The sequence below is a fragment of the Rhizobium sp. RSm-3 genome (assembly GCF_001854685.1).
In the GTDB taxonomy this organism is placed as follows: domain Bacteria; phylum Pseudomonadota; class Alphaproteobacteria; order Rhizobiales; family Rhizobiaceae; genus Rhizobium; species Rhizobium ecuadorense.
In genome coordinates this window covers 192,460-217,085 of record NZ_MAWZ01000060.1, presented here as the reverse complement: position 1 = coordinate 217,085, position 24,626 = coordinate 192,460, and the positions used below count along the sequence as shown (strand labels likewise).

General features: G+C 61.5%; 27 protein-coding genes. 18 read left to right on the top strand and 9 right to left on the bottom strand.

The annotated features are described in order from the left end of the window. The first annotated feature begins 19 nt into the window (after positions 1-19). Together BBJ66_RS32545 and thpR are read left to right on the top strand one after the other, a co-directional pair. A complete protein-coding gene (locus BBJ66_RS32545) occupies positions 20-664 on the top strand; it encodes an arylesterase (RefSeq protein ID WP_071093349.1) in 645 nt (214 codons plus the stop codon). A 68-nt stretch (positions 665-732) separates the two neighbouring features. Further along, positions 733-1,326, top strand: a complete 594-nt coding sequence (gene thpR, locus BBJ66_RS32540; RefSeq protein WP_049733404.1) for an RNA 2',3'-cyclic phosphodiesterase — start codon at positions 733-735, stop codon at positions 1,324-1,326. Here the strand turns inward: thpR and BBJ66_RS33950 are convergent. Then, positions 1,233-1,733 carry a low molecular weight protein-tyrosine-phosphatase gene (locus BBJ66_RS33950; protein WP_083335682.1) on the bottom strand — a complete coding sequence of 167 codons (501 nt, stop codon included), beginning with the start codon at positions 1,731-1,733 and terminating at the stop codon, positions 1,233-1,235. The two genes, thpR and BBJ66_RS33950, sit on opposite strands and share 94 nt — an antisense overlap. 33 nt (positions 1,734-1,766) lie before the next feature. Between BBJ66_RS33950 and BBJ66_RS32530 the strand changes: the two genes are divergently transcribed. Beyond that, complete coding sequence (locus BBJ66_RS32530; RefSeq protein WP_071093345.1) at positions 1,767-2,072, top strand: 4a-hydroxytetrahydrobiopterin dehydratase; 306 nt, start codon at positions 1,767-1,769, stop codon at positions 2,070-2,072. A gap of 80 nt (positions 2,073-2,152) precedes the next feature. Next, positions 2,153-2,545 carry a YkvA family protein gene (locus tag BBJ66_RS32525; RefSeq protein ID WP_003589762.1) on the top strand — a complete coding sequence of 131 codons (393 nt, stop codon included), beginning with the start codon at positions 2,153-2,155 and terminating at the stop codon, positions 2,543-2,545. On the opposite strand, the gene BBJ66_RS32520 is transcribed toward BBJ66_RS32525, so the two are convergent. Then, a complete protein-coding gene (locus tag BBJ66_RS32520) occupies positions 2,542-3,102 on the bottom strand; it encodes a sigma-70 family RNA polymerase sigma factor (protein ID WP_049733407.1) in 561 nt (186 codons plus the stop codon). The genes BBJ66_RS32525 and BBJ66_RS32520 overlap by 4 nt on opposite strands. Before the next feature lie 335 nt (positions 3,103-3,437). Between BBJ66_RS32520 and BBJ66_RS32515 the strand changes: the two genes are divergently transcribed. The 5 genes from BBJ66_RS32515 (at position 3,438) to BBJ66_RS32495 (ending at position 8,265) form a co-directional block, all read left to right on the top strand. After that, positions 3,438-3,950 carry an invasion associated locus B family protein gene (locus tag BBJ66_RS32515; RefSeq protein WP_049733507.1) on the top strand — a complete coding sequence of 171 codons (513 nt, stop codon included), beginning with the start codon at positions 3,438-3,440 and terminating at the stop codon, positions 3,948-3,950. 247 nt (positions 3,951-4,197) lie between these two features. Further along, positions 4,198-5,427, top strand: coding sequence for a 23S rRNA (adenine(2503)-C(2))-methyltransferase RlmN (rlmN, locus tag BBJ66_RS32510; protein ID WP_071093343.1), 1,230 nt, complete (start codon positions 4,198-4,200; stop codon positions 5,425-5,427). Positions 5,428-5,520: 93 nt separating this feature from the next. Then, the gene (locus BBJ66_RS32505) at positions 5,521-6,474 is read left to right on the top strand and encodes an ABC transporter substrate-binding protein (protein WP_049733409.1); all 954 of its coding nucleotides are present in this window, start codon (positions 5,521-5,523) and stop codon (positions 6,472-6,474) included. A 121-nt stretch (positions 6,475-6,595) separates the two neighbouring features. Then, on the top strand, positions 6,596-7,474 hold the full coding sequence (locus BBJ66_RS32500; protein WP_049733410.1) for an ABC transporter permease: 879 nt from the start codon (positions 6,596-6,598) through the stop codon (positions 7,472-7,474). After that, on the top strand, positions 7,471-8,265 hold the full coding sequence (locus BBJ66_RS32495; protein WP_003582880.1) for an ABC transporter ATP-binding protein: 795 nt from the start codon (positions 7,471-7,473) through the stop codon (positions 8,263-8,265). Before BBJ66_RS32500 ends, BBJ66_RS32495 begins: the two co-directional genes overlap by 4 nt. 89 nt (positions 8,266-8,354) lie before the next feature. Here the strand turns inward: BBJ66_RS32495 and BBJ66_RS32490 are convergent, their stop codons facing one another. Next, on the bottom strand, positions 8,355-8,996 hold the full coding sequence (locus BBJ66_RS32490) for a LysE family translocator (protein WP_049733412.1): 642 nt from the start codon (positions 8,994-8,996) through the stop codon (positions 8,355-8,357). Between the two features lie 84 nt (positions 8,997-9,080). Then, positions 9,081-9,932 carry an SDR family NAD(P)-dependent oxidoreductase gene (locus tag BBJ66_RS32485; RefSeq protein WP_071093416.1) on the bottom strand — a complete coding sequence of 284 codons (852 nt, stop codon included), beginning with the start codon at positions 9,930-9,932 and terminating at the stop codon, positions 9,081-9,083. Between the two features lie 177 nt (positions 9,933-10,109). On the opposite strand from BBJ66_RS32485, the gene BBJ66_RS32480 reads away from it, so the two are divergent. Beyond that, the gene (locus BBJ66_RS32480) at positions 10,110-11,333 is read left to right on the top strand and encodes an argininosuccinate synthase (RefSeq protein WP_071093341.1); all 1,224 of its coding nucleotides are present in this window, start codon (positions 10,110-10,112) and stop codon (positions 11,331-11,333) included. 59 nt (positions 11,334-11,392) lie between these two features. Here the strand turns inward: BBJ66_RS32480 and BBJ66_RS32475 are convergent, their stop codons facing one another. After that, complete coding sequence (locus tag BBJ66_RS32475; RefSeq protein ID WP_071093338.1) at positions 11,393-12,604, bottom strand: adenylosuccinate synthetase; 1,212 nt, start codon at positions 12,602-12,604, stop codon at positions 11,393-11,395. A 163-nt stretch (positions 12,605-12,767) separates the two neighbouring features. After that, a complete protein-coding gene (locus BBJ66_RS32470; RefSeq protein ID WP_071093336.1) occupies positions 12,768-13,670 on the bottom strand; it encodes a hypothetical protein in 903 nt (300 codons plus the stop codon). 172 nt (positions 13,671-13,842) lie between these two features. Here BBJ66_RS32470 and BBJ66_RS32465 point away from each other — a divergent pair, with 172 nt between their 5' ends. Beyond that, positions 13,843-14,511, top strand: a complete 669-nt coding sequence (locus BBJ66_RS32465; RefSeq protein ID WP_071093334.1) for an NUDIX hydrolase — start codon at positions 13,843-13,845, stop codon at positions 14,509-14,511. Positions 14,512-14,562: 51 nt separating this feature from the next. On the opposite strand, the gene BBJ66_RS32460 is transcribed toward BBJ66_RS32465, so the two are convergent. Then, complete coding sequence (locus tag BBJ66_RS32460; protein ID WP_071093332.1) at positions 14,563-15,531, bottom strand: DMT family transporter; 969 nt, start codon at positions 15,529-15,531, stop codon at positions 14,563-14,565. 279 nt (positions 15,532-15,810) lie between these two features. Here BBJ66_RS32460 and BBJ66_RS32455 point away from each other — a divergent pair, with 279 nt between their 5' ends. Continuing rightward, positions 15,811-16,725 carry a LysR family transcriptional regulator gene (locus BBJ66_RS32455; RefSeq protein ID WP_049733417.1) on the top strand — a complete coding sequence of 305 codons (915 nt, stop codon included), beginning with the start codon at positions 15,811-15,813 and terminating at the stop codon, positions 16,723-16,725. Positions 16,726-16,754: 29 nt separating this feature from the next. Here BBJ66_RS32455 and BBJ66_RS32450 read toward each other — a convergent pair whose 3' ends face one another. Further along, positions 16,755-16,976, bottom strand: a complete 222-nt coding sequence (locus BBJ66_RS32450; protein WP_071093330.1) for a DUF2798 domain-containing protein — start codon at positions 16,974-16,976, stop codon at positions 16,755-16,757. Between the two features lie 428 nt (positions 16,977-17,404). Here BBJ66_RS32450 and BBJ66_RS32445 point away from each other — a divergent pair, with 428 nt between their 5' ends. The 3 genes from BBJ66_RS32445 (at position 17,405) to BBJ66_RS32435 (ending at position 19,148) form a co-directional block, all read left to right on the top strand. After that, entirely contained in the window at positions 17,405-17,812 is a 408-nt protein-coding gene (locus BBJ66_RS32445) for an organic hydroperoxide resistance protein (RefSeq protein WP_071093329.1), read from the top strand. A gap of 90 nt (positions 17,813-17,902) precedes the next feature. Beyond that, a complete protein-coding gene (locus tag BBJ66_RS32440; protein ID WP_071093327.1) occupies positions 17,903-18,355 on the top strand; it encodes a DUF6130 family protein in 453 nt (150 codons plus the stop codon). 151 nt (positions 18,356-18,506) lie between these two features. Continuing rightward, positions 18,507-19,148, top strand: coding sequence for a LysE family translocator (locus tag BBJ66_RS32435; RefSeq protein ID WP_071093325.1), 642 nt, complete (start codon positions 18,507-18,509; stop codon positions 19,146-19,148). A gap of 5 nt (positions 19,149-19,153) precedes the next feature. Here BBJ66_RS32435 and BBJ66_RS32430 read toward each other — a convergent pair whose 3' ends face one another. Continuing rightward, on the bottom strand, positions 19,154-19,585 hold the full coding sequence (locus BBJ66_RS32430) for a hypothetical protein (RefSeq protein ID WP_071093323.1): 432 nt from the start codon (positions 19,583-19,585) through the stop codon (positions 19,154-19,156). A gap of 210 nt (positions 19,586-19,795) precedes the next feature. Between BBJ66_RS32430 and BBJ66_RS32425 the strand changes: the two genes are divergently transcribed. The 3 genes from BBJ66_RS32425 to BBJ66_RS32415 all read left to right on the top strand — a co-directional run bounded on the left by BBJ66_RS32425 (position 19,796) and on the right by BBJ66_RS32415 (position 24,567). Next, entirely contained in the window at positions 19,796-21,883 is a 2,088-nt protein-coding gene (locus BBJ66_RS32425; RefSeq protein WP_071093320.1) for a M3 family metallopeptidase, read from the top strand. Positions 21,884-22,040: 157 nt separating this feature from the next. Continuing rightward, entirely contained in the window at positions 22,041-23,861 is a 1,821-nt protein-coding gene (gene typA, locus BBJ66_RS32420; protein ID WP_049733424.1) for a translational GTPase TypA, read from the top strand. A gap of 199 nt (positions 23,862-24,060) precedes the next feature. Beyond that, a complete protein-coding gene (locus BBJ66_RS32415; RefSeq protein WP_049733425.1) occupies positions 24,061-24,567 on the top strand; it encodes a GNAT family N-acetyltransferase in 507 nt (168 codons plus the stop codon). Positions 24,568-24,626: the final 59 nt, after the last annotated feature.

Sequence of the window (24,626 nt, the reverse complement as noted above, 5' to 3'; positions counted from 1 at the left end):
CCAATCTAGGGAAGCCAGAATGAGATTTAAAGTTGCCGCGCTTCAATTCACCGTCATTGCCGCCTCGCTGATCTTTGCCGCCGCAGCCAATGCCCGGACGATCAATCTCGTCGGATTTGGGGACAGCCTGATGGCGGGCTACCAATTGCCACCCGGCGACGGTTTTCCGGAAAAGCTGCAGGTGGTCCTGAAGGCGAAGGGGCTCGACGTCACCATTGCCAATGCCGGGGTGTCCGGCGACACGACGACAGGGGGGCTTGCACGGATCGACTGGTCGATACCCGAGGGGACCGACGGTGTCATTCTGGAACTCGGCGCCAACGATGCGCTGCGCGGCATTCCGCCTGAGGAAAGCGAGAAGAACCTCGATCAGATGATTGCCCGGCTGAAAGAGCGCGGCATCGCCGTGCTGCTCGTCGGCATGATGGCGCCGCCGAACATGGGCGCGGATTATGCCGCACGCTTCAATCCGATCTACCGGAAGCTTTCGGAAAAACATGGGGTTCCGCTTTACGCCTTCTTCCTCGACGGCGTGGCGCTCGATGCGGGGCTGAAACTCGACGACGGGATGCATCCGAATGCGAAGGGCGTCGATGTCATGGTTCAGAAGATGGAAACCGATGTCACAAATTTCGTCGGGACGATTTCTTCTGTGAAGAAATAGGGGCTTGCGCGGTCATTGATTGCATGATTCCGTGTAAGCACCTGCAAAAGATTCGGGGAGTGCTCGTTATGCCGAGACTGTTTACCGCCCTCGAAATTCCGCGCAATGCGGCAATGAGCCTTTCATTGCTGCGCGGTGGCCTCCCCGGAGCACGATGGATCGATGTGGAGAATTACCACATCACCCTGCGCTTCATCGGTGATGTCGACGGCCGCACGGCCGATGAAATCGTAGAACGCCTCGACCGGATCGACCGGCCGGAATTCCAGTTCCGGCTCGAAGGCATCGGTTCCTTCGGCTCGAAGAAACCGCATTCGGTCTGGGCCGGCGTCTCGCAATCGCCGGAGATGTACGCCCTGCAGGGCGAGATCGAGCGCATCTGCCAGCGCATCGGCCTGCCGCCGGATCCGCGCAAATTCACGCCGCATGTGACGCTGGCGCGGCTCAAATCGTCGCGGCTCGACGATGTCGTGCAATATCTGGCCGGACGCGGCAACTTCCACACATCAACCTTCACGGCGCCGCGTTTCGTGCTGCTGTCGTCACGCGAATCGGTCGGCGGCGGGCCCTACCTCACCGAGGAAGTGTTCCCGTTGCACGAGGCGCGCTCGGCGCCCAGCGCTTCGAGCAGGGTGCTGCAGCCGGTCAAGAGCCTGGTATAGACCAGCTCGAAACCTGCCGGGCCGCCATTATAGGGATCGGGAATATCCTCTCCGGTTCCAAGCGCGATATCGCCGAAGAGGTGGAGGGTCGCCTCAGGCGGCGCGATCATTTCGAGCGCCGCCACATTGTCGCGGTCCATGGCCACGATCAGATCGAAATCCCTGAAATCGCTGGAGCGGATTCGGCGGGCGCGTTGCCCGGATATATCGATACCGTGGCTTTTCGCGGTGGCGATCGACCGCCGGTCAGGCTGCTCGCCTTCATGCCAGCCGCCGGTGCCGGCGGAATCGATCGCGAAACGGCCGGTCAAACCTGCCTCGGCGACGAGATGGCTGAAAATTCCCTCCGCGAGCGGAGAGCGGCATATATTGCCCATACAGACGAAGAGGATATTGATAGGCGTCATCGGCGACCTGTCGGCAGATGAGAGGAGCATGGCATGAAAATGGAAAGACTGGAACGGACGGCGGTCGAGGCTGAAATGGCCGGGCTTGCGGGCTGGGCACTCAATGACGCGGCCTCTGCGATATCGAGGACGTTCAAGTTTGCAAACTTTGTCGAGGCTTTCGGCTTCATGACCGAGGTAGCGATTAGGGCGGAAAAGCTCAACCACCATCCCGAATGGTTCAATGTCTATTCCAGGGTGGATGTGACGCTGAATACGCATGATGCCGGCGGGCTGACGGAGCTGGATTTCAAGCTCGCCAAGGCGATGGACAAGGCCGCGGCCCGACGCGGCGTTTGAGAGCCAGGCCGATTGAAAGGGGCCGATTGAAAGAGTGGGCGCCATCACCATATGTTCGCAGGGACGAAAGGATGGAAGGGATGGACGAGGTCAAGTTCGGGGAAATCCTGTTGCCTGGTGACGAGGACACCCAGAGCCGGCGGGAGAAGACGGTGCGGCAGAAATTCTGGCCGACCTTCCGCCGCGCCGTGCGGCAGATTCCGTTCTCACGCGATGTCGTCGCCGGCTTCTACTGCGCGCTCGATCCGCAGACGCCGACGAAGGTGCGCGGCGTGCTGCTTGCGGCACTTGCCTATTTCGTCATGCCGATCGACATGATCCCGGATGTTTTCGCGGTCATCGGCTTTTCCGACGACATCGCCGTGCTCTCGGCCGCATTCGCCATGGTGCGCGGCCATATCCGCCCGGGTCACTATGAGGCGGCCGACCGCGTTCTGGCCGACCGGACCGAAGAAGCCATGAAAACTATTTAAGCGCTTTCGCGCTCCAGCACCTTGCGGAGCTTGCCGAAGGCAAGCCGGATGCGCGATTTCACCGTGCCGAGCGGTAGCCCGGTCGCTTCGGCGATCTCCGAATGTGATTGACCGAGGAAGAAGGCGGCGCGCAGCATCTCGCGCTGCTCTTCCGGCAACTGGCCGACGGCGGCGCGTATCCTGGCGTCGCGATCGTCATTGGCGACGATTTCTTCGGCGCCGATCTCGGCCGGCGGCTGCAGGGCCGGGTCGGTCTCGTCGAAGATGCGGGTGTTGATGCGGCGCTGCTGGTCGATGCGGCGGTTGCGGGCAATGCGGAAAAGCCAGGTCGAGAGTGACGATCGTGTCGCATCGTAGAGATCCGCCTTGTGCCAGAGCACGATCATGATCTCCTGAACCAGCTCCTCGGCCTCGGCATTCGTCATCTTCTGGCGCATCAGCCAGGCTTTCAGCCGGGGTGCGAAATAGTCGAACAGGATGGAAAAGGCCTGCTGGTCGCGATCTCTGGCGACGGCCTTCGCGAGGGCAGCGAAACGCTGTCTTTCCTCGGCATCCATGTCCCCTCACGAGCCCCCTGCGGCAATAATTTCGTACCGGATTTCCAAGTCTTACTGAGGTACAACGGATTTGGGAAAGGTCAAACTCTTGCCTGAATCTTTGTGTCTTAAATTCAGCCGAACGGACGGCCAGTGCCATCGGGGCACGGTGTCACGGCCGATACCGTCAAAGGGGCGAAAATTGATACCCGAGCTGAAATGACACAGGCAGATACAAATCGCAGCCATTGTTGACCATTTGGTAACCTGAATTAAGTCAAAATAAAGCAGATCGTGATTATGCGGCGCCCGCTATGATCGCTTCGGGCCTTGATCGCAAGAACCGGCAGGAATCCATGTTTGTAAAAAGTATCGTATCCGCTCTCGCACTCACCCTTGTCACGGCCGGAGTTGCGGCAGCGCAGCAGGCCGCCGCGCCGAACCGCATCCAGCAGTTCCAGGCATGGGGCGCCTACTCCTACAAGTCGGGCGCCAGCACCGTCTGCTACGTGCTGTCCGTTCCGACAGCAAAGCAGCCGGCAAGCGTCGACCATGGCGATAACTTCTTCATCGTCTCGCAGCGTCCGGGCCAGAACATCTCCTACGAACCGCAGGCGATGATGGGCTACACGGTGAAGGAAAATTCGAAGATCAACGTCGTCATCGACAACAAGACCTTCGTGATGTTCACCAAGGACAAGGCCGGCTGGGTCGAAAATGCGGCGCAGGAGCCCGCCCTGGTCGCGGCAATGAAAACCGGTCATTCGATGACGGTGAACGCCGTTTCGCGCAAGGGCACCGGCACTTCCTACAGCTATTCGCTCTCGGGCATCTCGGCTGCGCTGAAGCAGATCGAAAGCTGCAAGTAAGCGCTCTCCAGCCGCAGAGTTTCAGGGGGCCGGCCTTGCGCCGGCCTTCGTCGTTTCTATCTCTAGTGACGCGCGGGCAAAATGATGCTAAAGGGCGCGCCAACAGCGGACAGATCGCGATATCAGTCGCCGTTCCGCCATTCAATTTCTGCCAATGTGCCGTCATGCGCCTCACCTCTTCCGGCTTGCTCCTGAAGTCCGCGGGCTTGCGGGGCGGTTACGTGTTTGAATTCGGGATCTGAAGACTATGTCCGTCATGGATGCGATCGTTGTCACCAAGCCGCAGGCGCCGCACGCCTCTCCCGGCACCGAAAAGCCTTCTTTGATCGGGCTTTCGCGCGAGGAAATGGGGGCGGCGCTCCGGGAAAAGGGCGTGGCTGAGAAGCAGATCAAGATGCGCGTCGCGCAGCTCTGGAACTGGATCTATGTGCGCGGGGTTTCCGATTTCGACCATATGACGAATGTCGCCAAGGACATGCGCGAGATGCTGAAGCAGCATTTCACCATCGCGCGTCCTGAGATCGTCGAGGAGCAGGTCTCGAACGACGGCACGCGCAAATGGCTGCTGCGTTTTCCCCCGCGGGGCGCCGGCCGCCCGGTCGAGATCGAAGCCGTCTATATCCCGGAAGAGGGTCGCGGCACGCTGTGCATCTCCAGCCAGGTCGGCTGCACGCTCACCTGTTCTTTCTGTCACACCGGGACACAGCGGCTGGTGCGCAACCTGACGGCTGAGGAAATTCTGTCGCAGTTGCTGCTTGCCCGCGACCGGCTCGGCGACTTCCCGGATCGTGAAGCGCCGCAGGGTACGATCATGCCTGCCGAGGGCCGCAAGGTCAGCAACATCGTGATGATGGGCATGGGCGAGCCGCTCTATAATTTCGACGCCGTCAAGCAGGCATTGCTGATCGCCACCGATGGCGACGGCCTGTCGCTGTCCAGGCGCCGGGTAACGCTGTCCACCTCCGGTGTCGTGCCGGAGATTTTTCGCACCGGCGAGGAGATCGGCGTCATGCTGGCGATCTCGCTGCATGCGGTGCGCGACGACCTGCGCGACATTCTGGTGCCGATCAACAAGAAGTATCCGCTGAAGGAACTGATCGAGGCGTGCAAGGCCTATCCCGGCCTTTCCAATGCGCGGCGCATCACCTTCGAATATGTGATGCTGAAGGATGTCAACGACAGCCTTGAGGACGCCAAAGGGCTGATCAAGCTCTTGAAGGGCGTGCCGGCGAAGATCAACCTCATTCCGTTTAACCCCTGGCCGGGCACCAACTACCAATGTTCCGACTGGGAGCAGATCGAGAAGTTCGCCGATTTCATCAATTCGGCAGGTTACGCCTCGCCGATCCGCACGCCGCGCGGCCGCGACATTCTTGCCGCCTGCGGCCAGCTGAAATCGGAGTCTGAGCGCATGCGCAAGACCGAGCGCCTGGCCTTCGAGGCGATGATGATTGCCAATCATGGCACCGACGACTGATCAGCAAGTTTGATCCTCGCTACAATTCTCCTGCATTGATTTAAGCATGCGCTTTTCCTAATAGTGCCGCCAAAATCAATCAGGAGGATACAAATGCGCCCGATTCTGCTCGCTCTTGCCGCCAGTCTGGCCCTTTCCCTGCCCGCAAAGGCTGACAACGTCACGGTCGCCGTGACGGCAATCGTCGAGCATCCGGCGCTGGATGCGGCCCGCAAGGGCGTTCTCGATGCGCTGACGGCGGCCGGCTACAAGGAAGGCGAGAACCTGAAATTCGTGTTCGAGTCGGCGCAGGGCAATCCGGCGACAGCAGCCCAGATCGCCCGGCAGTTCGCCGGCGACGAGCCGAATGTCATCGTGCCGATCTCCACGCCCTCGGCCCAGGCGGTCGTCTCCTCGACGCGTGACATTCCGGTCGTCTTCACCGCGGTCTCCGATCCGCTCGGCGCCCAGCTTGTCAAGAACATGGACAAGCCTGGCGGCAACGTCACCGGCCTTTCCGACATGTCGCCGGTCGCCGAACATCTGGCGCTGATCAAGGAAATCCTGCCCGACGTGAAAACCATCGGCTATCTCTACAATTCAGGCGAGGCGAATTCCGTTTCGCTGCTCGCCGTCTTGAAGGCCGAAGCCGAAAAGGCCGGCCTGAAGGTTGTGGAATCAGCCGCCACCAAATCGGCCGAGGTCCAGGGTGCGGCCCGCGCCCTCGTCGGCCGCGCCGATGCGATCTATATCCCGACCGACAATACGATCATCTCGGCGCTCGAAGGCGCCGTCGCGGTTGCCGAAGAGAGCAAACTGCCGCTCTTCACTGCCGATACGGATTCGGTTTCGCGCGGTTCGGTCGCCGCCCTCGGCTTCAACTATTATGATGTCGGCAAGCAGACGGGCGACATCGTCGTACGGGTGCTGAAGGGCGAAAACCCCGGCGATATCGCGGTCAAGACCGCTGCCGGCAGCGATCTGGTCGTCAACAAGGCAGCCGCGGCCAAGATGGGCGTCACCCTGCCGGAAAGCGTGCTTTCGCGCGCCAACAAGGTCATCGAATAATCGGCTGTAATGCCATCGACCATTCACATTCAGCCGCTCCCGTTTGCACGGGGGCGGCTGAAGTACTAAAAGGCTGCGGTTTCGCGACGGGCGGAACGGTAACAAAAAGGGGCTGAAAGCCTTGAGCCAAATCGCATTCTGGGGGGCCGTCGAGCTCGGCCTGGTCTATTCCTTCGTCGCCCTTGGCGTCTATCTCGCCTTCCGCATTCTCGACTTTCCCGATCTGACGGTCGACGGCTCGTTTCCGCTCGGCGCGGCAGTGACCGCCGTGCTGATCATTGCCGGCGTCAATGCCTGGCTTGCGGCGGTGGTCGCGATGGCCGCCGGCGCGGCCGCGGGCATGGTGACGGCGCTGCTCAACGTGCGCTTCAAGATCCTCAACCTGCTCGCCTCGATCCTGACGATGATCGCGCTGTTTTCCGTCAATCTCAGGGTGATGGGCAAACCCAACGTCGCTCTGATCAATGCCGATACGATGATCAGCCCGTTCTTCGGCCACGGCCTTCGCGATTTCTATGTACGGCCGCTCTTCGTCGGCGTTCTCGTGATCGTCGCCCTCGTCCTGGTCTGGCGCTTCCTCGAAAGCGATGCCGGGCTGGCGATGCGCGCGACCGGCGCCAATGCGCGGATGGCGCGGGCCCAGGGTGTCGATACCAGCCGGCAGATCTATCTCGGCATGGCAATCTCGAATGCGCTGGTGGCGTTCGGCGGTGCGCTGTTTGCCCAGACGAACGGCTTTGCCGATGTCACCTCGGGCGTCGGCACGATTGTCGTCGGTCTGGCCGCCGTCATCATCGGCGAGACATTGCTTGGTCGTCGCGGCCTGTTGATCGCGTTGATCGGCTGCGTGCTCGGCTCGATCCTCTATCGCATCGCGATCCAGCTGGCGCTGTCCAGCGACATCATCGGCCTGCAGGCCTCCGACCTCAACTTCGTCACCGCGGTACTGGTGACCGTGGCGCTCATCCTTCCCCGTCTTCGCGGAGGGGCCGCATCATGATCAGCGTCAAGGACATCAAGGTCGTTTTCGGACGCGGTACGCCGCTGCAGAAACAGGCGCTGAACGGCGTCAGCCTGACCATCGAGCAGGGCTCCTTCGTTACCGTCATCGGCTCCAACGGCGCCGGCAAATCGACGCTGCTCGGCGTGCTCGCCGGCGACGTCCTGCCGAGCGAGGGGCAGGTGCTGATCGGCAAGAACGAGGTGACGCGCAAGTCGACCGCATCACGCGCCGGTCTGGTTGCCCGCGTCTTCCAGGATCCGCTGACGGGAAGCTGCGGTTCGCTGTCGATCGAGGAAAATCTCGCTCTGGCTGCCCGCCGCGGCGAGAAGCGCGGGCTTGCGCCGGCGCTCGGCGGCAAGAGGCGCGATTATTTCAAGGAGCGGATCGCCGAACTCAATCTCGGGCTGGAAAACCGGCTGAAGGACCGCATGGATCTGCTCTCCGGCGGGCAGCGCCAGGCCGTGTCGCTCGTCATGGCAACGCTTGCGGGGTCCGAGGTGCTGCTGCTCGACGAACATACGGCAGCCCTCGATCCTGGGATGGCCGAGTTCGTGATGAACCTCACGCAGAAGATCGTTGCCGAGCGCAAGCTGACGACGATGATGGTGACGCATTCGATGCGCCAGGCGCTGGACTACGGCCACCGCACGATCATGCTGCATGGCGGCGAGATCGTTCTCGATGTCGCCGGCGACAACAGGAAGAACCTGCAGGTCGAGGATCTGATCGCCATGTTCCGCAAGATGCGCGGCCAGACGCTCGATGACGACGCTTTGCTGATCGGCTAAGGCCGACAGCGTGCTGATCGGATAAACCGACAGCGTGATCGGCTAGGCCGACCGTGCGCGGATCGCTTCGCGACCGCGGGATCGGCTGATCATCTTGTCTGCGTGAGCAGGATCTTCGCGGCGAAGATCGAGAAGACGCCGGCGAAGGTATAGTCGATGCCGCGCAGCACCTTCCTGTTGTTCTGCAGCCAGCAGGCCAGCCGGTCGGCGGCAAGGACCACGGCGGCATTGACCGGCATGGCGAACAGGATGAAACAAAGCCCAAGGAAAAGCAGCTTCTGCGTGACGGCGGGATCGCCGGCGCTGACGAATTGCGGCAGGAAGGTCATGAAGAAGATGATGACCTTGGGGTTCAGGAGATTGACCCAGAAGCCCGACGAGATGTTCGAAAGGGCGGTGCCTTTCTGCGCCTCGACCTTGGCGACGGTCAGCTTCGAGCCGAAGCGGATCGCCTGCATCGCGAGCCAGAGCAGATAAGCGGCGCCGCCGGTCTTCAGGATCAGGAAGGCGGTCGGCGAGGCGGTGATCAGCGCCGAAATGCCGAAGGCGACCAGCATGGTGTGAACAACGATGCCGAGGCTGGTGCCGACGACGACGAAGAGCGCGGCATTCTTGCCCTGGGCGAGCGAGCGGCTGATCGACAGCGTCATGTCGGGACCGGGGGTCGCCGCGAGCAACAGCGTGGCGGCGGCAAAGCCGAGAAGCGTCGGCAGGCTGGGCAGGAAATCCATGGCACACTCCGAAAGCCGGAAAGACCTGACGATCTCTTATCCGGCTTTCGGAAAATTACCAATCAAAGCTTCTGATGCCAGCGATTACTTCTGTTCAAGGAAGACCTTGAACTTGTCGGCATAGTCCTTGTGCCAGCGCGACAGCGGTGGGCGATTCTCGATGATGTCGCCGGCCGCCCAGGCCATGCGGCGTTCGTCGACCGGCCGGGCAACGTCGTTATCGGGGCAAAGGATATAGAAATCGCCGCGCCCGAGGCTTTCGACCATGAAATCGACGGTCTGCTCCGGTGTCCAGGCACCGGCCGGTTTTTCCGAGCGGTCGCCCTTGGTAAGCCCGGTGAAGACGAAGCCGGGGATCAGAAGATGGGCGGAAATCTTGCCGCCGTCGATGTTGCGAAGCTCATGCTCGAGCGCTTCGGTAAAGACCTTCACGCCCGATTTGGAGATATTGTAGGCGGGATTGCCGGGCGGCGTGGTGATACCCTGCTTGGAGCCGGTGTTGATGATCAGGCCGGGTTCGCCGTGCGACAGCATCTTCGGGCCGAAGGTGCGCGTGCCGTTGATGACGCCCATCAGGTTGACGGCGAAGATATGGTCCCAGTTGGCCTGCGGGCTGAAGATCGAGGTTTCCGGGCCGATGCCGGCATTGTTCATCAGCACGTGCACGCGGCCGAAACGCTGGAGCACGGCGCGTTCGAGCGCTTCCAGCGAGTCCCTGGCTGCGACGTCGGTTTCGACCGCCATCACATCTTCCTCGCCGGCAATGGCCTTGAGCTGGTCGGCGGCCTCGGCCAGCCGATCGCCGCCGAGATCGGCGATGGCGACGCTCATGCCGCGCCCGGCGAAATATTTCGCTGCCGCCAGGCCGATGCCGGACGCGCCGCCGGTGATGACGGCAACATTGGATTTCTTGAAAATGTCTTGAATATTGGTCACGGGGAGCCTCTCCTCGATCATTGCTAGGACGTTGGCGAATATGGGCTCCGCTTTGCCGCTGTCAAACGCTATCGCCGCCGGTGGCACCGCACTTGCCCTTGCGTCACGCGCCAATCTCGCTAAAAGTGCCGCGACACCGGGTTTTCGCCGGCCTTTTATGCAACGGACCTCATCACCATGGCATCATACAAAGACGTGAAGAAAGTCGTTCTCGCCTATTCCGGCGGCCTCGACACCTCGATCATCCTAAAGTGGCTGCAGACTGAACTCGGCGCCGAAGTCGTCACCTTCACCGCCGATCTCGGCCAGGGCGAAGAGCTGGAGCCGGCGCGCAAGAAGGCCGAGATGCTCGGCATCAAGGAGATCTACATCGAGGATGTGCGCGAGGAATTCGTGCGCGATTTCGTCTTCCCGATGTTCCGTGCCAATGCCGTTTACGAAGGCGTCTATCTGCTCGGCACTTCGATCGCCCGGCCGCTGATTTCCAAGCACTTGATCGATATCGCCCGCAAGACGGGCGCCGATGCGATCGCCCACGGCGCCACCGGCAAGGGCAACGACCAGGTTCGTTTCGAACTGTCCGCCTATGCTTTGAACCCCGACATCAAGATCATCGCCCCGTGGCGTGATTGGTCCTTCAAGAGCCGCACCGACCTGCTCGCCTTCGCCGAGCAGCATCAGATCCCCGTTGCCAAGGACAAGAAGGGCGAGGCGCCGTTCTCCGTCGACGCCAACCTTCTGCATTCCTCCTCCGAGGGCAAGGTTCTCGAGGACCCCGCCCAGGAGGCGCCGGAATATGTGCATATGCGCACGATCTCGCCTGAGGCCGCGCCCGACAAGGCTGAAGTGATCAAGGTCGGCTTCCGCAAGGGCGATGCCGCCTCGATCAACGGCGTCGAGATGTCGCCGGCGACGCTCTTGGCGACGCTCAACAATTACGGCCGCGACAACGGCATCGGCCGTCTCGACCTCGTCGAGAACCGCTTCGTCGGCATGAAGTCGCGCGGCGTCTACGAAACGCCCGGCGGCACGATCCTGCTCTCGGCGCACCGGGCGATCGAATCGATCACGCTCGACCGCGGTGCCGCTCATCTCAAGGACGAGATCATGCCGCGCTACGCCGAGCTGATCTATTACGGCTTCTGGTTCTCGCCGGAGCGCGAGATGCTGCAGGCGCTGATCGACAAGAGCCAGGAGCATGTCGAAGGTGAAGTGACGCTGAAGCTCTATAAGGGCAATGTCATGGTCATCGGCCGTGAAAGCGAAAAGTCGCTTTATTCCGACAAGCTCGTCACCTTCGAGGACGATCAGGGCGCCTACGACCAGAAGGACGCGGCCGGCTTCATCAAGCTCAACGCGCTGCGCCTGCGCACGCTCGGCAAGCGCAATCTCAAGAAGTAGCCACCGGTTCGCTTTCGCACCGGATATGAGCCCGCCGGCATTGCCGCGCGGGCTCTTTTTTACGTGGCGGCGGCATCGACACTTAGTCTGATGTCACCGCGACGCGGTCCCCAGCTTTCGGCCCACAGCGGCAGGCCAACCAGATCGGCTATCTCGGGCGCCGCCTTGGCAGGATCAAGCGGCATCACCTCTCCGCAATCCGTCACCGCAAAACCATCCTCCGCCTGATCGAGGCAGGTCACCGCCAGTCCGGCTCTGACGGCGATACCGCCGCGGTCCAAGCTCAGGTCGCGTGTTATGGCTTCACGCAACAGGCCGAGATCGAGCGGCGCGAGCCTCAGGCACCCCTGCCACTCGTTCGGCGCGTTGGTGGGGTCGACGACATTGATGCCGCGCAGTGTGGCAACTTCTCCCTTGAGGGGGCCTGCGCCGTGCCGGTTGGTGTAGCAGCGCGTCGCATATGTTGCGTCGAGCTCGGTGATACCGGCCTCGACGGCGATAGCGAGCATGTTGGCGAGCCCGGTATTGGAACGGGTGACGTTGGGAAAGGCGCCGCTGTCCTGATCGAGCCCGAGGCCCTGTGCCGCTTCGAAGATGACGGTGCCGCGTTCGCACAGCCGCCGGTCGGGCCAGAGCGTGACGCGGTCGAGGTAGGCGGCGCAATCGGCCTCGAAGCGGGCGATGGTGGTGTCGTCGGCCAGGGCGCCGGCCAGTTCCGCGGGCAGGGCGGTGATGCCGAGTGCGGCCAGCCGGAGAGGCACCCAGGCGTCGCGGATCGAAACAAGACGGGCGTGCAGATCGGGGCGGAAGAGATCCTTGGTCGAGAGGGCGAATTCCGGGCGCAGATTGCGCTCGATGGTCTCGCCGAAGCCGAGGCCGCAGCTGCCATGACGGGCAGCGCCACGCGCCAGCTCCAAGGCCTGGTTGATGATGACGTCGAAGGGGGTGGTGACCGGCGCTCGCGGGTCGCTGCTGATCTCAGGCTTCACCCCGAGCTGGCTGAGATCAGCCAGCTCGTCGAGCAGCAGCATCGGATGGGCGACGAAAAAACGGCTGAAATGCGTGGCGGCCCCGGCAAAGCTGCCCGAGCCGATATGGTGGAAGACATGGCGGACGCCGGCGTCGCCAAGCACGGTATGACCGGCCTGAGCACCGCCATTGCTGCGAATCACCACGGCCCCCGGCGTGGCGGCGGCAAGGCGATCGACCATCAGCCCCTTGCCTTCGTCGCCATAAAGCGCGCCGATCACGGCCCGTGCTCGAGTGCTCATTTTTCTGCTCCTCAAATGGTTCCCGGAGCGATGGCGTCCGGGCTTTCGTTCTGGAAGGTATGGGCGGAGCGGTTCAGCTTCTTATGGGAGCACAGAACCGCTCCAGCTTTTTGTCTTTAACTCCCCGGGAAAAGCGCCTCGCACTTTTCCCGGAGAAGCCCGATCAGAAGAATGGCAGCAGGCGCCGCTTCGGGCGTTCGCCGATCGCCTTGGCGACGACTGCAGCCGCCGCACCCGGCCAGCTGGCGGCCACCTCGCCGGCATCCCGGCCCTCGGTGATCTCGATGATCGACACCACCAGTTCGGCGATGCGCCTGTGATCATCGAGCACGAAGGTCCGGCCCGGCAGAAACGGCTGCCAGCTCGCCAGCACCCGGTCGAGCCGCGCGGCTGCATACCCCTCGCGGATGACGATGTGGAAGACCTCATAGGATCTCTGCGCCATCGCAAGGCATTCCCGGGCGCTCAGACCGCGCGGCGGTTCGATGCCGAAGATGCGGGCGATCTGGTCGGCGGTCAGGCCGTTGTGAACCGGCTCGTCGCCGATGGTGAAGAGATAGCCTTTGCGGCCGCGCCTTTCGAAGGCATCGGTCGAGGTTTTCAGGGCTGCCAGAAGGTGGGCGGCGCTGTAGCTCTCGCCGTCATTGCCGCCGCCCTTGCCTTCCAGCCACAAGGCGCGGATCTGGCTGGCAAGCGAGATATCGGCCTCGAACTGAGTGGCCTGCAGGGGTGCTGCGTCGGTATACGCATCTCCTATCGCCGCCACCATGATATGCGGATCGGATACCGGCCGGCGGTCATAGATTTCCGATGTCAGGGTGATGAGCCCGCCGCGCATCAGCTCGTGAGCGATCATGCCCATCGAGCCAGTCACATCCGAGGCGAGAATAATCGGCGTCGACTGCGGATTGTAGGCGCTGTCGCGGCTCTCGCGGGTGGCAAAGCGCGCCGGATCGAACCGGGGGTCGATGCCGGTGGCACCGAATACCTCCGACCGGCTGCGGCCATCCACATGGCGTGCATTGTAGGCCGCCCAGTCGCTTGTGCTGAAACGTCCCATACCCATGGCATCACTCCTTTGCTTGTTGCCTTGGCGATCAGGCTCGGGCGTCCCGCCCGCTGCCTTCGTTATCCATCATATAGATTTGCAAATTGCACTTTGCAAGTTGCTATTTGCAAATTGTCATTTTTATGATGGGCCGTTATGAGAGCCCGGAACGCTCACCAGGAAAATGCCAATGGCAGAGGCTGAATTCGCACGGCCGATCGTGACGGTCGACATCGTCTTGCTGACGCTGCACGAAGGACGACTATGCGTGGCCTTGCTGGAACGATCCGCCGAGCCGTTTGCCGGTGTTGCGGCGCTGATCGGCGGCTATCTGCACACGGAAGAGGACGCCGATGCGGAGGCGGCAGTGCGGCGCATCCTCAAGGCCAAGACAGGGCTCAAGGGCATCTTTTTCGAACAGCTTGCGACCTTCGCTTCGGCGCGGCGCGATCCCCGCGACTGGTCGGTATCGATCGCCTATTTTGCGCTGGTCCCGCAGGGAGCGTTGGAGGGTGGCGCCGGCCTGCTGGAATTGCGGCCTGTCGAGGCTGCAGGCGAGCTGCCCTTCGACCATCACGAGATCGTCGCTGCCGCGCTGGCGCGGCTGCGCGGCAAGGGCGCCTACTCGACCATCCCGGCAAGGCTGCTTCCCGAGGTCTTCACGATGTCGGAACTGCAGGCAATCTATGAAACGGTGATGGGCGAGCGGCTGGACCAGAGCGCCTTTCGCCGCAAGATCAACGATCTCGATCTGCTCGAAGTGGTCGAGGGCGAAAAACGACAGACCGAGCGGGCCCGGCGACCGACGACGCTCTATCGTCTGAAGACGCCGGTCGCTGTGTTCGATCGAAGAATTTGAGCGCATCGGTTGCCCCGTCTCGCCAGAACGCAATGCGCTGCACGCGGGAGGTCACTCGTGCGCAAGCGACATTTTTCCCGATGCAAATTGGCGATCGTAGAAAATCCGCACCGATAGAACAACGCCGGCGATCAGGACGACCACCCCGGCGATTTCGATCGGGGTCGGCCAGCGAGCATGCACGACCAGTCCGCCGATGACACCGAAGGCTGTTTCCGAAACGATCAATTGCGCAGCCAAGGCGACGGGCAGGCTCCGTGATGCAATGTTCCAGGCCCAGACGCCGCCTACCGTTGCCAGCAGCGCGAAGGATGCACCCCAAACATATAGGCTGCCGGCGGCACTCCAGCCGAATCCCAATGCTGGAAGCTGGAACAAGTCCATCGCGGCGCCGACGGGATAGAAGACCAGCATCAAGACGCCACCTCCGACCAATATCAGGGCCGACCACACGCCGGAGGGCATTTCTGGTCGGGCAGCGAGTGCAGCCTGATTGGCGAGAGCGAACCAGACCCAAAGCCCCACGGCAGCCAGCGCCAGCGGCACGCCGACCCACAGGGATTCGACGGAGTTCAATCCTTCAGCCGTGAATGCCGTGCCATTGACGAGGATAAGGCCGACCAGCACCAGCGCCAAGGGCATCACAAGGGATCGCCACGGCAATGATCCCTGACGCTGATTGCCAATGACCATCAACACGATCGGCACCAGACCGAGAAAGGCCGGAGCGATGACGGGGCCGGCAAAGACGGCCGCTCCGGTCACCGTCAGGAAGTAGCCGACATATCCGACGAAGGCGAGCCAGATGGCCTGCAGACAGTTCCGAAGCGTGAGATGGCGCATTGCGCCTTTCTGCGAAAACAGAATGTAAAGCCCGACGAGAGCCGAGACGACATGACGGATGAGGGCAAAATCAAAGGTGGAATAGTCACCGATGATGAATGGCACGATAAAATTGAGCGAGAAGGCAAAGGCCGCAAAGAGTGCGGCCGACACGCCGACATAGAAGAGTCTGTCCATAATCTTCACCCTTTTGAAGTTGCGTCCTGGACCTTTGATCGTCGTGACGCCCGGCAGATTCGATTGACATTCAGGCAAGACACTCGATCGAATGGGTGAAAATTTACCGGCTACGGGCCTGGGCCGGTACCCGGTGAAAATGAGAGCCACCCTCTCGATGCGCCTGGGATCGTCAGGCGATCTGCGTCGTCGAAGCCCGAGCTGAACGGCGGAACCGCCTATTCAGCAGAACCGATTTCTCCTATCCTGAACAGAGAGGCTTCTAACCATCGGGGCATTATGGATCGGCTTGATGCAATGCGGGTTCTGCTTGCGGTGGTTGACGCCGGGAGCTTGTCGGCGGGTAGCCGGAAGCTCAACGCACCGCTGCCGAGCGTCAGCCGCAAGGTCGCCGATCTGGAGCGATATCTCGGCACAAACCTCATCATCCGAACAAGCCGCAACCTGCAGCTCACCGATGCCGGTCGCGACTATGTCGACGCGGCGCGCAAGATTATCGCCGATCTGGAGGAGGTCGAACGCAGGGCGTCAGGCGAGTATCAGACGCCGCGGGGACTGCTGACCATTACGATGCCGATCGAGTTTGGCCACCGGTATGTCCTGCCGATTGCACTCGACTTCATGAACAAGCATCCGCAAGTGATATTGAACGTTCTTTCACTCGACCGCTCTGTTCATCTGGTCAATGAGCAGGTCGATGTCGCCATCCGACTTGGTGAGTTGGAAGACAGTTCGCTCTATGCCGTCAAGGCCGGTGAGTTCCGTTTGTTGACCTGCGCAAGCCCCGCCTATCTGGAACGGCATGGCCTTCCCCAACATCCGACCGAACTTGCCAATCACGATGGGATCATGTTCCACAAGCGGTCGTTCTTTTGGAGTTTCGAGATCGACGGGAAGCCCGTCGAAATCCTGCCGCGGAGCCGGATCGAGGTGAACACGGCGGCCAATTGCGTCGCCGCCGCGCTAGGGGGAGCCGGGATCGCCCGCCTCTTCGACTATCAAGTTCCGGAGGAAGTATCCTCGGGCGCGCTTGTGCAGATCTTGAAGGACTATGACGGCGGGCCCAAGCCGGTCAACATCGTCTATTCGCGCCAGGGCTTGCTCGCCCTCAAGGTGCGGGCCTTCATCGATTGGGCGCTCCCCCGGCTTCGCGCGGTTTGCAGCAACTATGGTGATGTGCCTTCACCCGAATGAAGCTCGCACTTCCTCGACCGTCTTCCGCGTCAACGAACGACGCGGTCGATCTGTGCCTGAAGGCGAGGGCCGATCAGCAGGATGGCGGGGATGACGATGAGATAGGCAATGCTCCACGAGCGGAGCCATGTCAGGGCGAATCCCTTCGAGAAGCCCAGATTGAGCGCGAGCAGTGTAAAAGAGATCAGCCCTGTCGTTACGATGCCCATCGATAGAGCGAAGACGATCTTGCGTTTGAAATCCGTGTTCATGTCGGTCTCCCGGCTGGATGTGAAAGCGGGATCGCTTCAATGGTTACGATCCCCGATTAGCGTTTTGAAGGTCGCGCAATTCCGGCGCCGGCGGTAGCGAGAGAAGCCGAGAGGCAGCCTCTTGAATCCTGCAAATTCTCAACGGCCGGGGAACCGTTCCACAGATCGTGAAAGGACAAACCGTCGTGTCGCGAGCGTGCGCCTTAGGCTCTCGTCACTGACGCATTCGGTGCGATAACACGCTGCTTTTCGACATCGTGAACAGCGATCCCGCTTCTCGCTTCCCTGCAGCGCGGCTGATCGAAAACGAGAGGCTCACTCTCGTTTCTGCTCGCTACCGGACCGGACTTGCGGAGCTCATCTTCCCGTCATCGCAGCCCAAACCTTGATCCAGGGCGGCGTCCACCAGGCCAACAAGGAGTATCTGAATGTCGACAGTGATCTACACCGGCACCACCAACACCATCGGCGGCCGTGACGGTGCGTCTCGCAGTTCCGATGGGCGCCTCGATGTGAAACTATCCCCGCCCGGTTCCTCGGGCCGGGGCACCAATCCCGAGCAGCTCTTCGCTGCGGGCTGGTCCGCCTGTTTCCTCGGCGCGATCGGAAGGGCTGCTGCCGAGCGCCAGCTCCGTGTGCCCGCCGACGCCGCCATCGATGCCGAGATCGACCTGGTCTCGAGCGACGACGGCTATGTGCTGCAGGCGCGGCTGAATGCGAAGCTGCCGGGTATGGAGGCGGTCCTCGCCAAGTCCCTGGTCGAGCGTGCTCACCAGCTCTGCCCTTATTCCAAGGCCACTCGCGGCAACCTTGCCGTCGAACTCAACGTCGCTTGATCGGGCCCCGAAGCGCCCTCCAACCCAACATCGCGCCGGCGTCCCGACATCTGTCGGTGATCTCCGGCGCGGCTACCAAAGGATTTTGTCATGACCACGATCGCAAGAGCCCTCGCAACGGCAGTTTTACTGCTTGCCGCCGGCACACCCATCCATGCGCAAACGCCGCATCAAGCAGCCACGCAGTTTCTTCCCATCCAGAACGAGCCTGCGCCCAAGCTCTTCGTGGATCAGCCGCTTCCGGGACCGCTCGCGAAGAGAGCGGTGGCCATCATTCCCTATCGAACCGAAAACTTCCGCATCCTGCCAATCTTCGGCGCCAGCGCCAGCGACGTCTCGCCGAGGGCCGGTCACCTTCATGTCAGCATTGACGACCTGCCTTGGCGCTGGGCCGATGCCGGCGGTACCGGCGCTATCGTCCTGACCGGCCTGCCGACTGGCGAACACAAGGTGTTCATCGAAATCGCCACGCCGGAACACGAAGTGCTGGGCGGAGAGGTCGTGAAGTTCACCGTACCGGCGATCGACAGCGCGCATCCTTAGAGGTCTATTCTATGTAGGGGCGAATGAGAGACCTCCGCGTTGAGCCGGAAGCTGCTGGCAATGGCGTTTGCTGCTTGATCCCGTTTTCTCACAGCCCTTGACGGGTGCCTGCCATCGCTTACTCTGCCAAATCATCCTCCGGAGCATTTCCATGACGCAGTCCCTGGTCTTCGGCGCTTTCCTAGCGGCGCTCTTCTACGTGCTCATCCCCGGACCCGCCTTCCTGCAGTTGCTCGGCATCGGCGCCGGGCAGGGCCGCAAGGCCGGCGCTTTGTTCATGATGGGGCATCTGGTCGGGGATCTCATCTGGTCGTCGCTGGCGTTGATCGCGATCGTCGGCGCGAAGACGATCGGGACCTTCGTCTTCGATCTGCTCGGGCTTGCCTGCGGTTTCTATCTCGCCTGGATCGGCTGGAGCGCGGTCAATGCCAAGCCGAAAGCGGCGGGACAGGCTCTCATGGTGGTCGAGCGGCCGTTTCGCCGCGGGCTGATCTTCGGCGTTACCAATCCGAAGGGCTATCCGGTGGCGCTCGCCACCTTCACCGCGCTGGTCGCGGGCTCGGCCGGGGCGCTTGATTTCGAGGCGCTGCCGATGCTCCTCGGCGTGTCCTTCGTCGGTTTCGTGACGGCCGACATCATCCTGATCGGCGTCATCGGCGCCGGCGCGGTTCGTCGCTTCTATCGCGCGCATGAGCGGCTGATCGTGCGCTGCTCCGGCGTCCTCTTCATGGGTTTTGCCGTCCAGGCACTCTGGCACGCAACGCCTGGCCTCATCGGCTGGCGCAAGGCGTAATTTAGCTAGCTATCCAGGAAATTGACGATCGATTTCAGCGTCTGGACCTCATCGGGATCGCCGATCGACGTGGCGATCTGCAGCTGATTTTTGTAATAATCGAGAAAATTGAAGCTGGTGCCGTCGGTGACGCTGGAGAGATCGATGACGTTGCCGAGCGGATCGATGGCGTGCATCGGCAGCGGCTCGGAGATCGCAGCGTAGGTGCTCTGATCGATCAGGCCGCTGTCGAAACCCTGACGCGCGTAATTGCGCAATTCACCAGGGCTGACCGCGGTGAAATCCGGCCCTTCGTCACTATCGTCTTCGATCTGGAACGAGGCCGGGGCCGGAGCTCTGGTCTCGATTTCAATATCAGAGGTCTTCGAAGCTTTTGCGTTATTGGGATTGTTTTTAAATAGCAAACTCTGAGAAGACCGCACAGAAAAAATTTCCATGGCGCATGTCCCCTTACAGGAAGAATATGGGGAAACTAGCGCTTGCGCGTGATTCGCGTCAATCGTTAACAAATGGTTAATTCTCGCGCGTCAATTTTTGTCCACCAGATTTGGCGGGTGGGGCGAAAGGCGTTTGCCTGCAACATACCAATTCCAGGGCGGCTCTCCTATATTGACGATCCACCTGCATGCCAAAAAGGAATTTCTCCGATGTCTTCTCCCCGTGATTTCAATCCGGCGCTGGTCAACTGGGACGGTCTTCACGGCCTGCCACGTTTCGATGCTCTCGATGATGGCGATTTTGCCGCCGCCTTCGAAGCGGCGCTTGCCGCCCATGAAAGGGAGATCGACGAGATCGCCGGAAACGGGGAGGCGCCGACATTCGACAATACGGTCACGGCGCTGGAGATTGCCGGCGATGCGCTGTCGCGCGTTTCGGCGCTGTTCTGGAACAAGGCCGGCGCGCATACCAATGATGTGATCCAGGCGCTGGAGCGGGAAATCTCGCCGAAGATGTCGCGCCATTATTCGAAGATCGGCATGAATGCCGCGCTTTTTGCCCGCATCGATACGCTCTGGGAAAAACGCGAGAGCCTCGGCCTGACGCTCGAACAGACACGCGTGCTGGAGCGCCACTGGAAAGGCTTCGTCAAATCGGGCGCCAAGCTCGGGAAGGCCGAGCAGGAGAAGCTCGCCGGGATCAATGAAAAGCTTGCCGGCCTCGCCACGCAATTCGGCCAGAACGTGCTGGCCGACGAGAAGGCCTGGGCGCTTACGCTTTCCGACGGAGCCGAGCTCGACGGGCTGCCGGAATTTCTGCGCGACGCAATGGCGGCGGCTGCGCGCGAACGCGGCGACGAGGACAAATATGCGGTGACGCTGTCGCGCTCGATCATCGAGCCGTTCCTGACCTTTTCGGAGCGCCGCGATCTGCGCGAGCAGGCTTTCAAGGCGTGGGTGGCGCGCGGCGAAAATGACGGCGAGACGGATAATCGCGCCGTCATCGGCCAGACGCTGGCGCTGCGCCATCAAGTGGCGAGCCTGCTCGGTTACGGCAATTTCGCCGAGCTGAAGCTCGACAACACGATGGCGAAGACCGCCGAGGCGGTGAACGATCTGCTCAAGGCCGTCTGGGCGCGGGCGGTGAAACGCGCCGGCGAGGAGGAGGTCGATATATCAGCGCTGATCGCCGAGGAGGGGCGTAACCACGAGGTGATGCCCTGGGACTGGCGCCACTACGCCGAAAAGATCCGGGCGCGGAAATTCGATTTCTCCGAGGCCGAGCTCAAGCCCTATCTGCAGCTGGAGAAGATCATCGAGGCCTGCTTCGACGTGGCCGGGCGGCTGTTCGGTATCCGCGCCGTCGAGAAGAAGGGCGTGGCCGCCTATCACCCGGATGTCCGGGTCTTTGAAATCCGGGACCGCGAAGACCGGTTGGTCGCGCTGTTCCTCGGCGATTATTTCGCCCGCGGCTCGAAACGATCCGGCGCCTGGATGAGCTCGCTGCAATCGCAGCACAAGCTCGAACTGAAGACGGGCCGCCATGGCGAGCTGCCGATCATCTATAATATCTGCAACTTCGCCAAACCGGCCGAGGGCAAGCCGGCGCTGCTGTCGCTCGATGATGCCCGCACGCTGTTCCACGAATTCGGCCACGCGCTGCACGGCATGCTGTCGAATGTCACCTACCCTTCCGTCTCCGGCACTGGCGTCTCGCGCGATTTCGTCGAGCTGCCGTCGCAGCTCTACGAACACTGGCTGACGGTGCCCGCTATTCTGAAGCGTTATGCCGTGCATGTCGAAACCGGCGAGCCGATGCCGCAGGCGCTGCTCGACAAGGTGCTGGCGGCGCGCACCTTCAATGCCGGCTTCAACACCGTCGAGTTCACCTCGTCGGCGCTTGTTGATATGGCGTTTCACACGCGGGAAGCGGTTGCGGATCCGATGGCGGTGCAGGCGGAGGTGCTGGCCGAGATCGGCATGCCGAAATCGATCGTCATGCGCCACGCGACGCCGCACTTCCAGCACATCTTTTCCGGCGGCTATTCGGCCGGCTATTACTCCTACATGTGGTCGGAGGTGCTCGATGCCGACGCCTTTGCCGCCTTCGAGGAGACGGGAGACGCCTTCAACGGCGAGATGGCGCGCAAGCTCAAGGAAAACATCTATTCCGTCGGCGGCTCGGTCGATCCGGAAGATGCCTACAAGGCCTTCCGCGGCAAGCTGCCGAGCCCGGATGCGATGCTGGTCAAAAAGGGACTTTCGACCTTCGAGGAATTGACAGGCAGCGACGCCTAAGACAATTTGATGACACGCTTCGATGCGGCATGGCGGCAGCCATGCCGCAGCTTTTGCGCGTTCCCCTCTTTCGCAAACGCAAAAAAAACTGTATGGACGCCCCAAACCAATAGGCGCGTCCTCAAGAGCGTGCGCCGCAGCCTCAGAGATTTCACATATGGCACTTCGCAATATCGCGATCATCGCGCACGTTGACCATGGCAAGACGACCCTGGTGGATGAGCTTCTCAAGCAGTCCGGCTCGTTCCGCGAAAATCAGCGCGTAGCCGAACGCGTGATGGACTCGAACGATCTCGAAAAAGAACGCGGCATCACCATTCTCGCCAAGGCGACCTCGGTCGAGTGGAAAGGTGTCCGCATCAACATCGTCGATACTCCCGGCCACGCCGACTTCGGCGGTGAGGTCGAGCGTATTCTCTCGATGGTGGATGGCGCGATCGTTCTCGTCGATTCCTCCGAAGGTCCGATGCCGCAGACCAAGTTCGTCGTCTCCAAGGCGCTGAAGGTCGGCCTCCGCCCGATCGTCGCGATCAACAAGATCGACCGTCCGGACGGCCGCCACGAAGAAGTCATCAACGAAGTCTTCGATCTTTTCGCCAATCTCGACGCGACCGACGAGCAGCTCGACTTCCCGATCCTCTACGGTTCAGGCCGCGACGGCTGGATGAACGTCAACCCGGAAGGGCCGAAGGATGAGGGCCTTGCGCCGCTTCTCGACCTGGTGCTCAAGCATGTTCCGGAGCCGACGGTCGAAGAAGGCCCGTTCCGCATGATCGGCACGATCCTCGAAGCCAACCCCTTCCTCGGCCGTATCATCACCGGCCGCATCGCATCCGGCTCGATCAAGCCGAACCAGGCCGTCAAGGTTCTCGGCCAGGACGGCAAGCTGATCGAAACCGGCCGAATCTCCAAGATTCTCGCCTTCCGCGGCATCGAGCGCACGGCGATCGACGAAGCGCATGCGGGCGACATCGTCGCAATCGCCGGCCTCTCCAAGGGGACCGTCGCCGACACCTTCTGCGATCCGTCCGTCTCTGAAGCCATGAAGGCGCAGCCGATCGACCCGCCGACGGTTACCATGTCCTTCATCGTCAACGACAGCCCGCTGGCGGGTACCGAAGGCGACAAGGTGACCTCGCGCGTCATCCGCGACCGTCTGTTCAAGGAAGCGGAAGGCAACGTCGCCCTGAAGATCGAAGAAGCCGAAGGCAAGGATTCGTTCTACGTGTCCGGCCGCGGCGAACTTCAGCTCGCCGTTCTGATCGAAACCATGCGCCGCGAAGGCTTCGAGCTTGCTGTGTCGCGTCCGCGCGTCGTGATGCACAAGGATGAAAGCGGCCAGCTTCTGGAGCCGATCGAAGAAGTCGTCGTCGACGTCGACGAAGAACATTCCGGTGTCGTCGTCCAGAAGATGTCGGAGCGCAAGGCCGAAATGGTCGAGCTGCGTCCGTCGGGTGGCAACCGTCTTCGCCTGCGTTTCTACGCACCGACCCGTGGCCTGATCGGCTACCAGTCGGAGCTGCTGACGGATACGCGCGGCACGGCGATCATGAACCGCCTGTTCCACGACTACCAGCCCTACAAGGGTGTGATTGGTGGCCGCGTCAACGGCGTGCTGCTCGCCAATGCTGCCGGCGAAGCCGTCGCCTATGCGATGTTCAACCTGGAAGACCGCGGCCCGATGATCATCGAGCCGGGTGAAAAGGTCTATGCCGGCATGATCATCGGCATCCATACGCGCGACAACGACCTGGAAGTGAATGTCCTGAAGGGCAAGCAGCTCACCAACATCCGCGCCGCCGGTAAGGACGAAGCCGTCAAGCTGACGCCGCCGATCCGCATGACGCTCGATCGTGCGCTTTCCTGGATCCAGGAAGACGAACTGATGGAAGTGACGCCGAAGAATATTCGTCTGCGCAAGATGTATCTCGACGCAAACGATCGCAAGCGTTTCGAAAAGTCGAAAGCGGCTCTCTAAAAGCTTTCGAAATATGCCTTGAGACCCCGGCCTTGGTGCCGGGGTTTTTTATTGTGCGCCGCGCTGATTCCGACTTGTGACAATCGTTAAAAAAGCGTTAAATTTTATCTGTCGTCCACATATCAAGTCTGTGGGCAATCGATCACGATGCGCTGGCTGCATATGGTTAATTGCCTTCGGCGGGACCAGAGTAAACGTTATGAAGACGTTGTCGATCGATGTTCGGCGGGCCGAACCGCACGATGCCCGAGCCATATCGGAAACGCACAGGCTTGCCTGGCAGCACACTTACGCAGGCATCATTCCGCATCGCGCCTTGACGCAGATGATCGAGCGGCGCGGTGAAAACTGGTGGCGCAAGGCGACGCGCGGACCGGCGACTCTGTTGGTTCTCGATGTCGCCGGAACGGTTGCCGGCTATGCGACGCTCGGCCTCAACCGCGCCCGGGCTTTACCGCAGGAAGGCGAAATCTACGAGCTCTATCTTCGGCCGGAATATCAGGGCATCGGTCTCGGCCGGATGCTGTTCGGCGAGGCGCGCCGGCTGCTGAAGTCACTCGGCTGCAACGGGCTGGTCGTCTGGTGCCTCGAGGAAAACGAGAACGCCGGCCGCTTCTACCGCCACCACGGCGGTGTCGATTTCTGTGAAGGCATGGAAAATTTCGACCACAAGCAGCTGAAGAAAATCGGTTTCATCTGGAACTGACCGGCCTGGCCGGTAATCGCCCGTCTCTCTTCGAACGTTTCGACCTGTTTGCGCCGGTG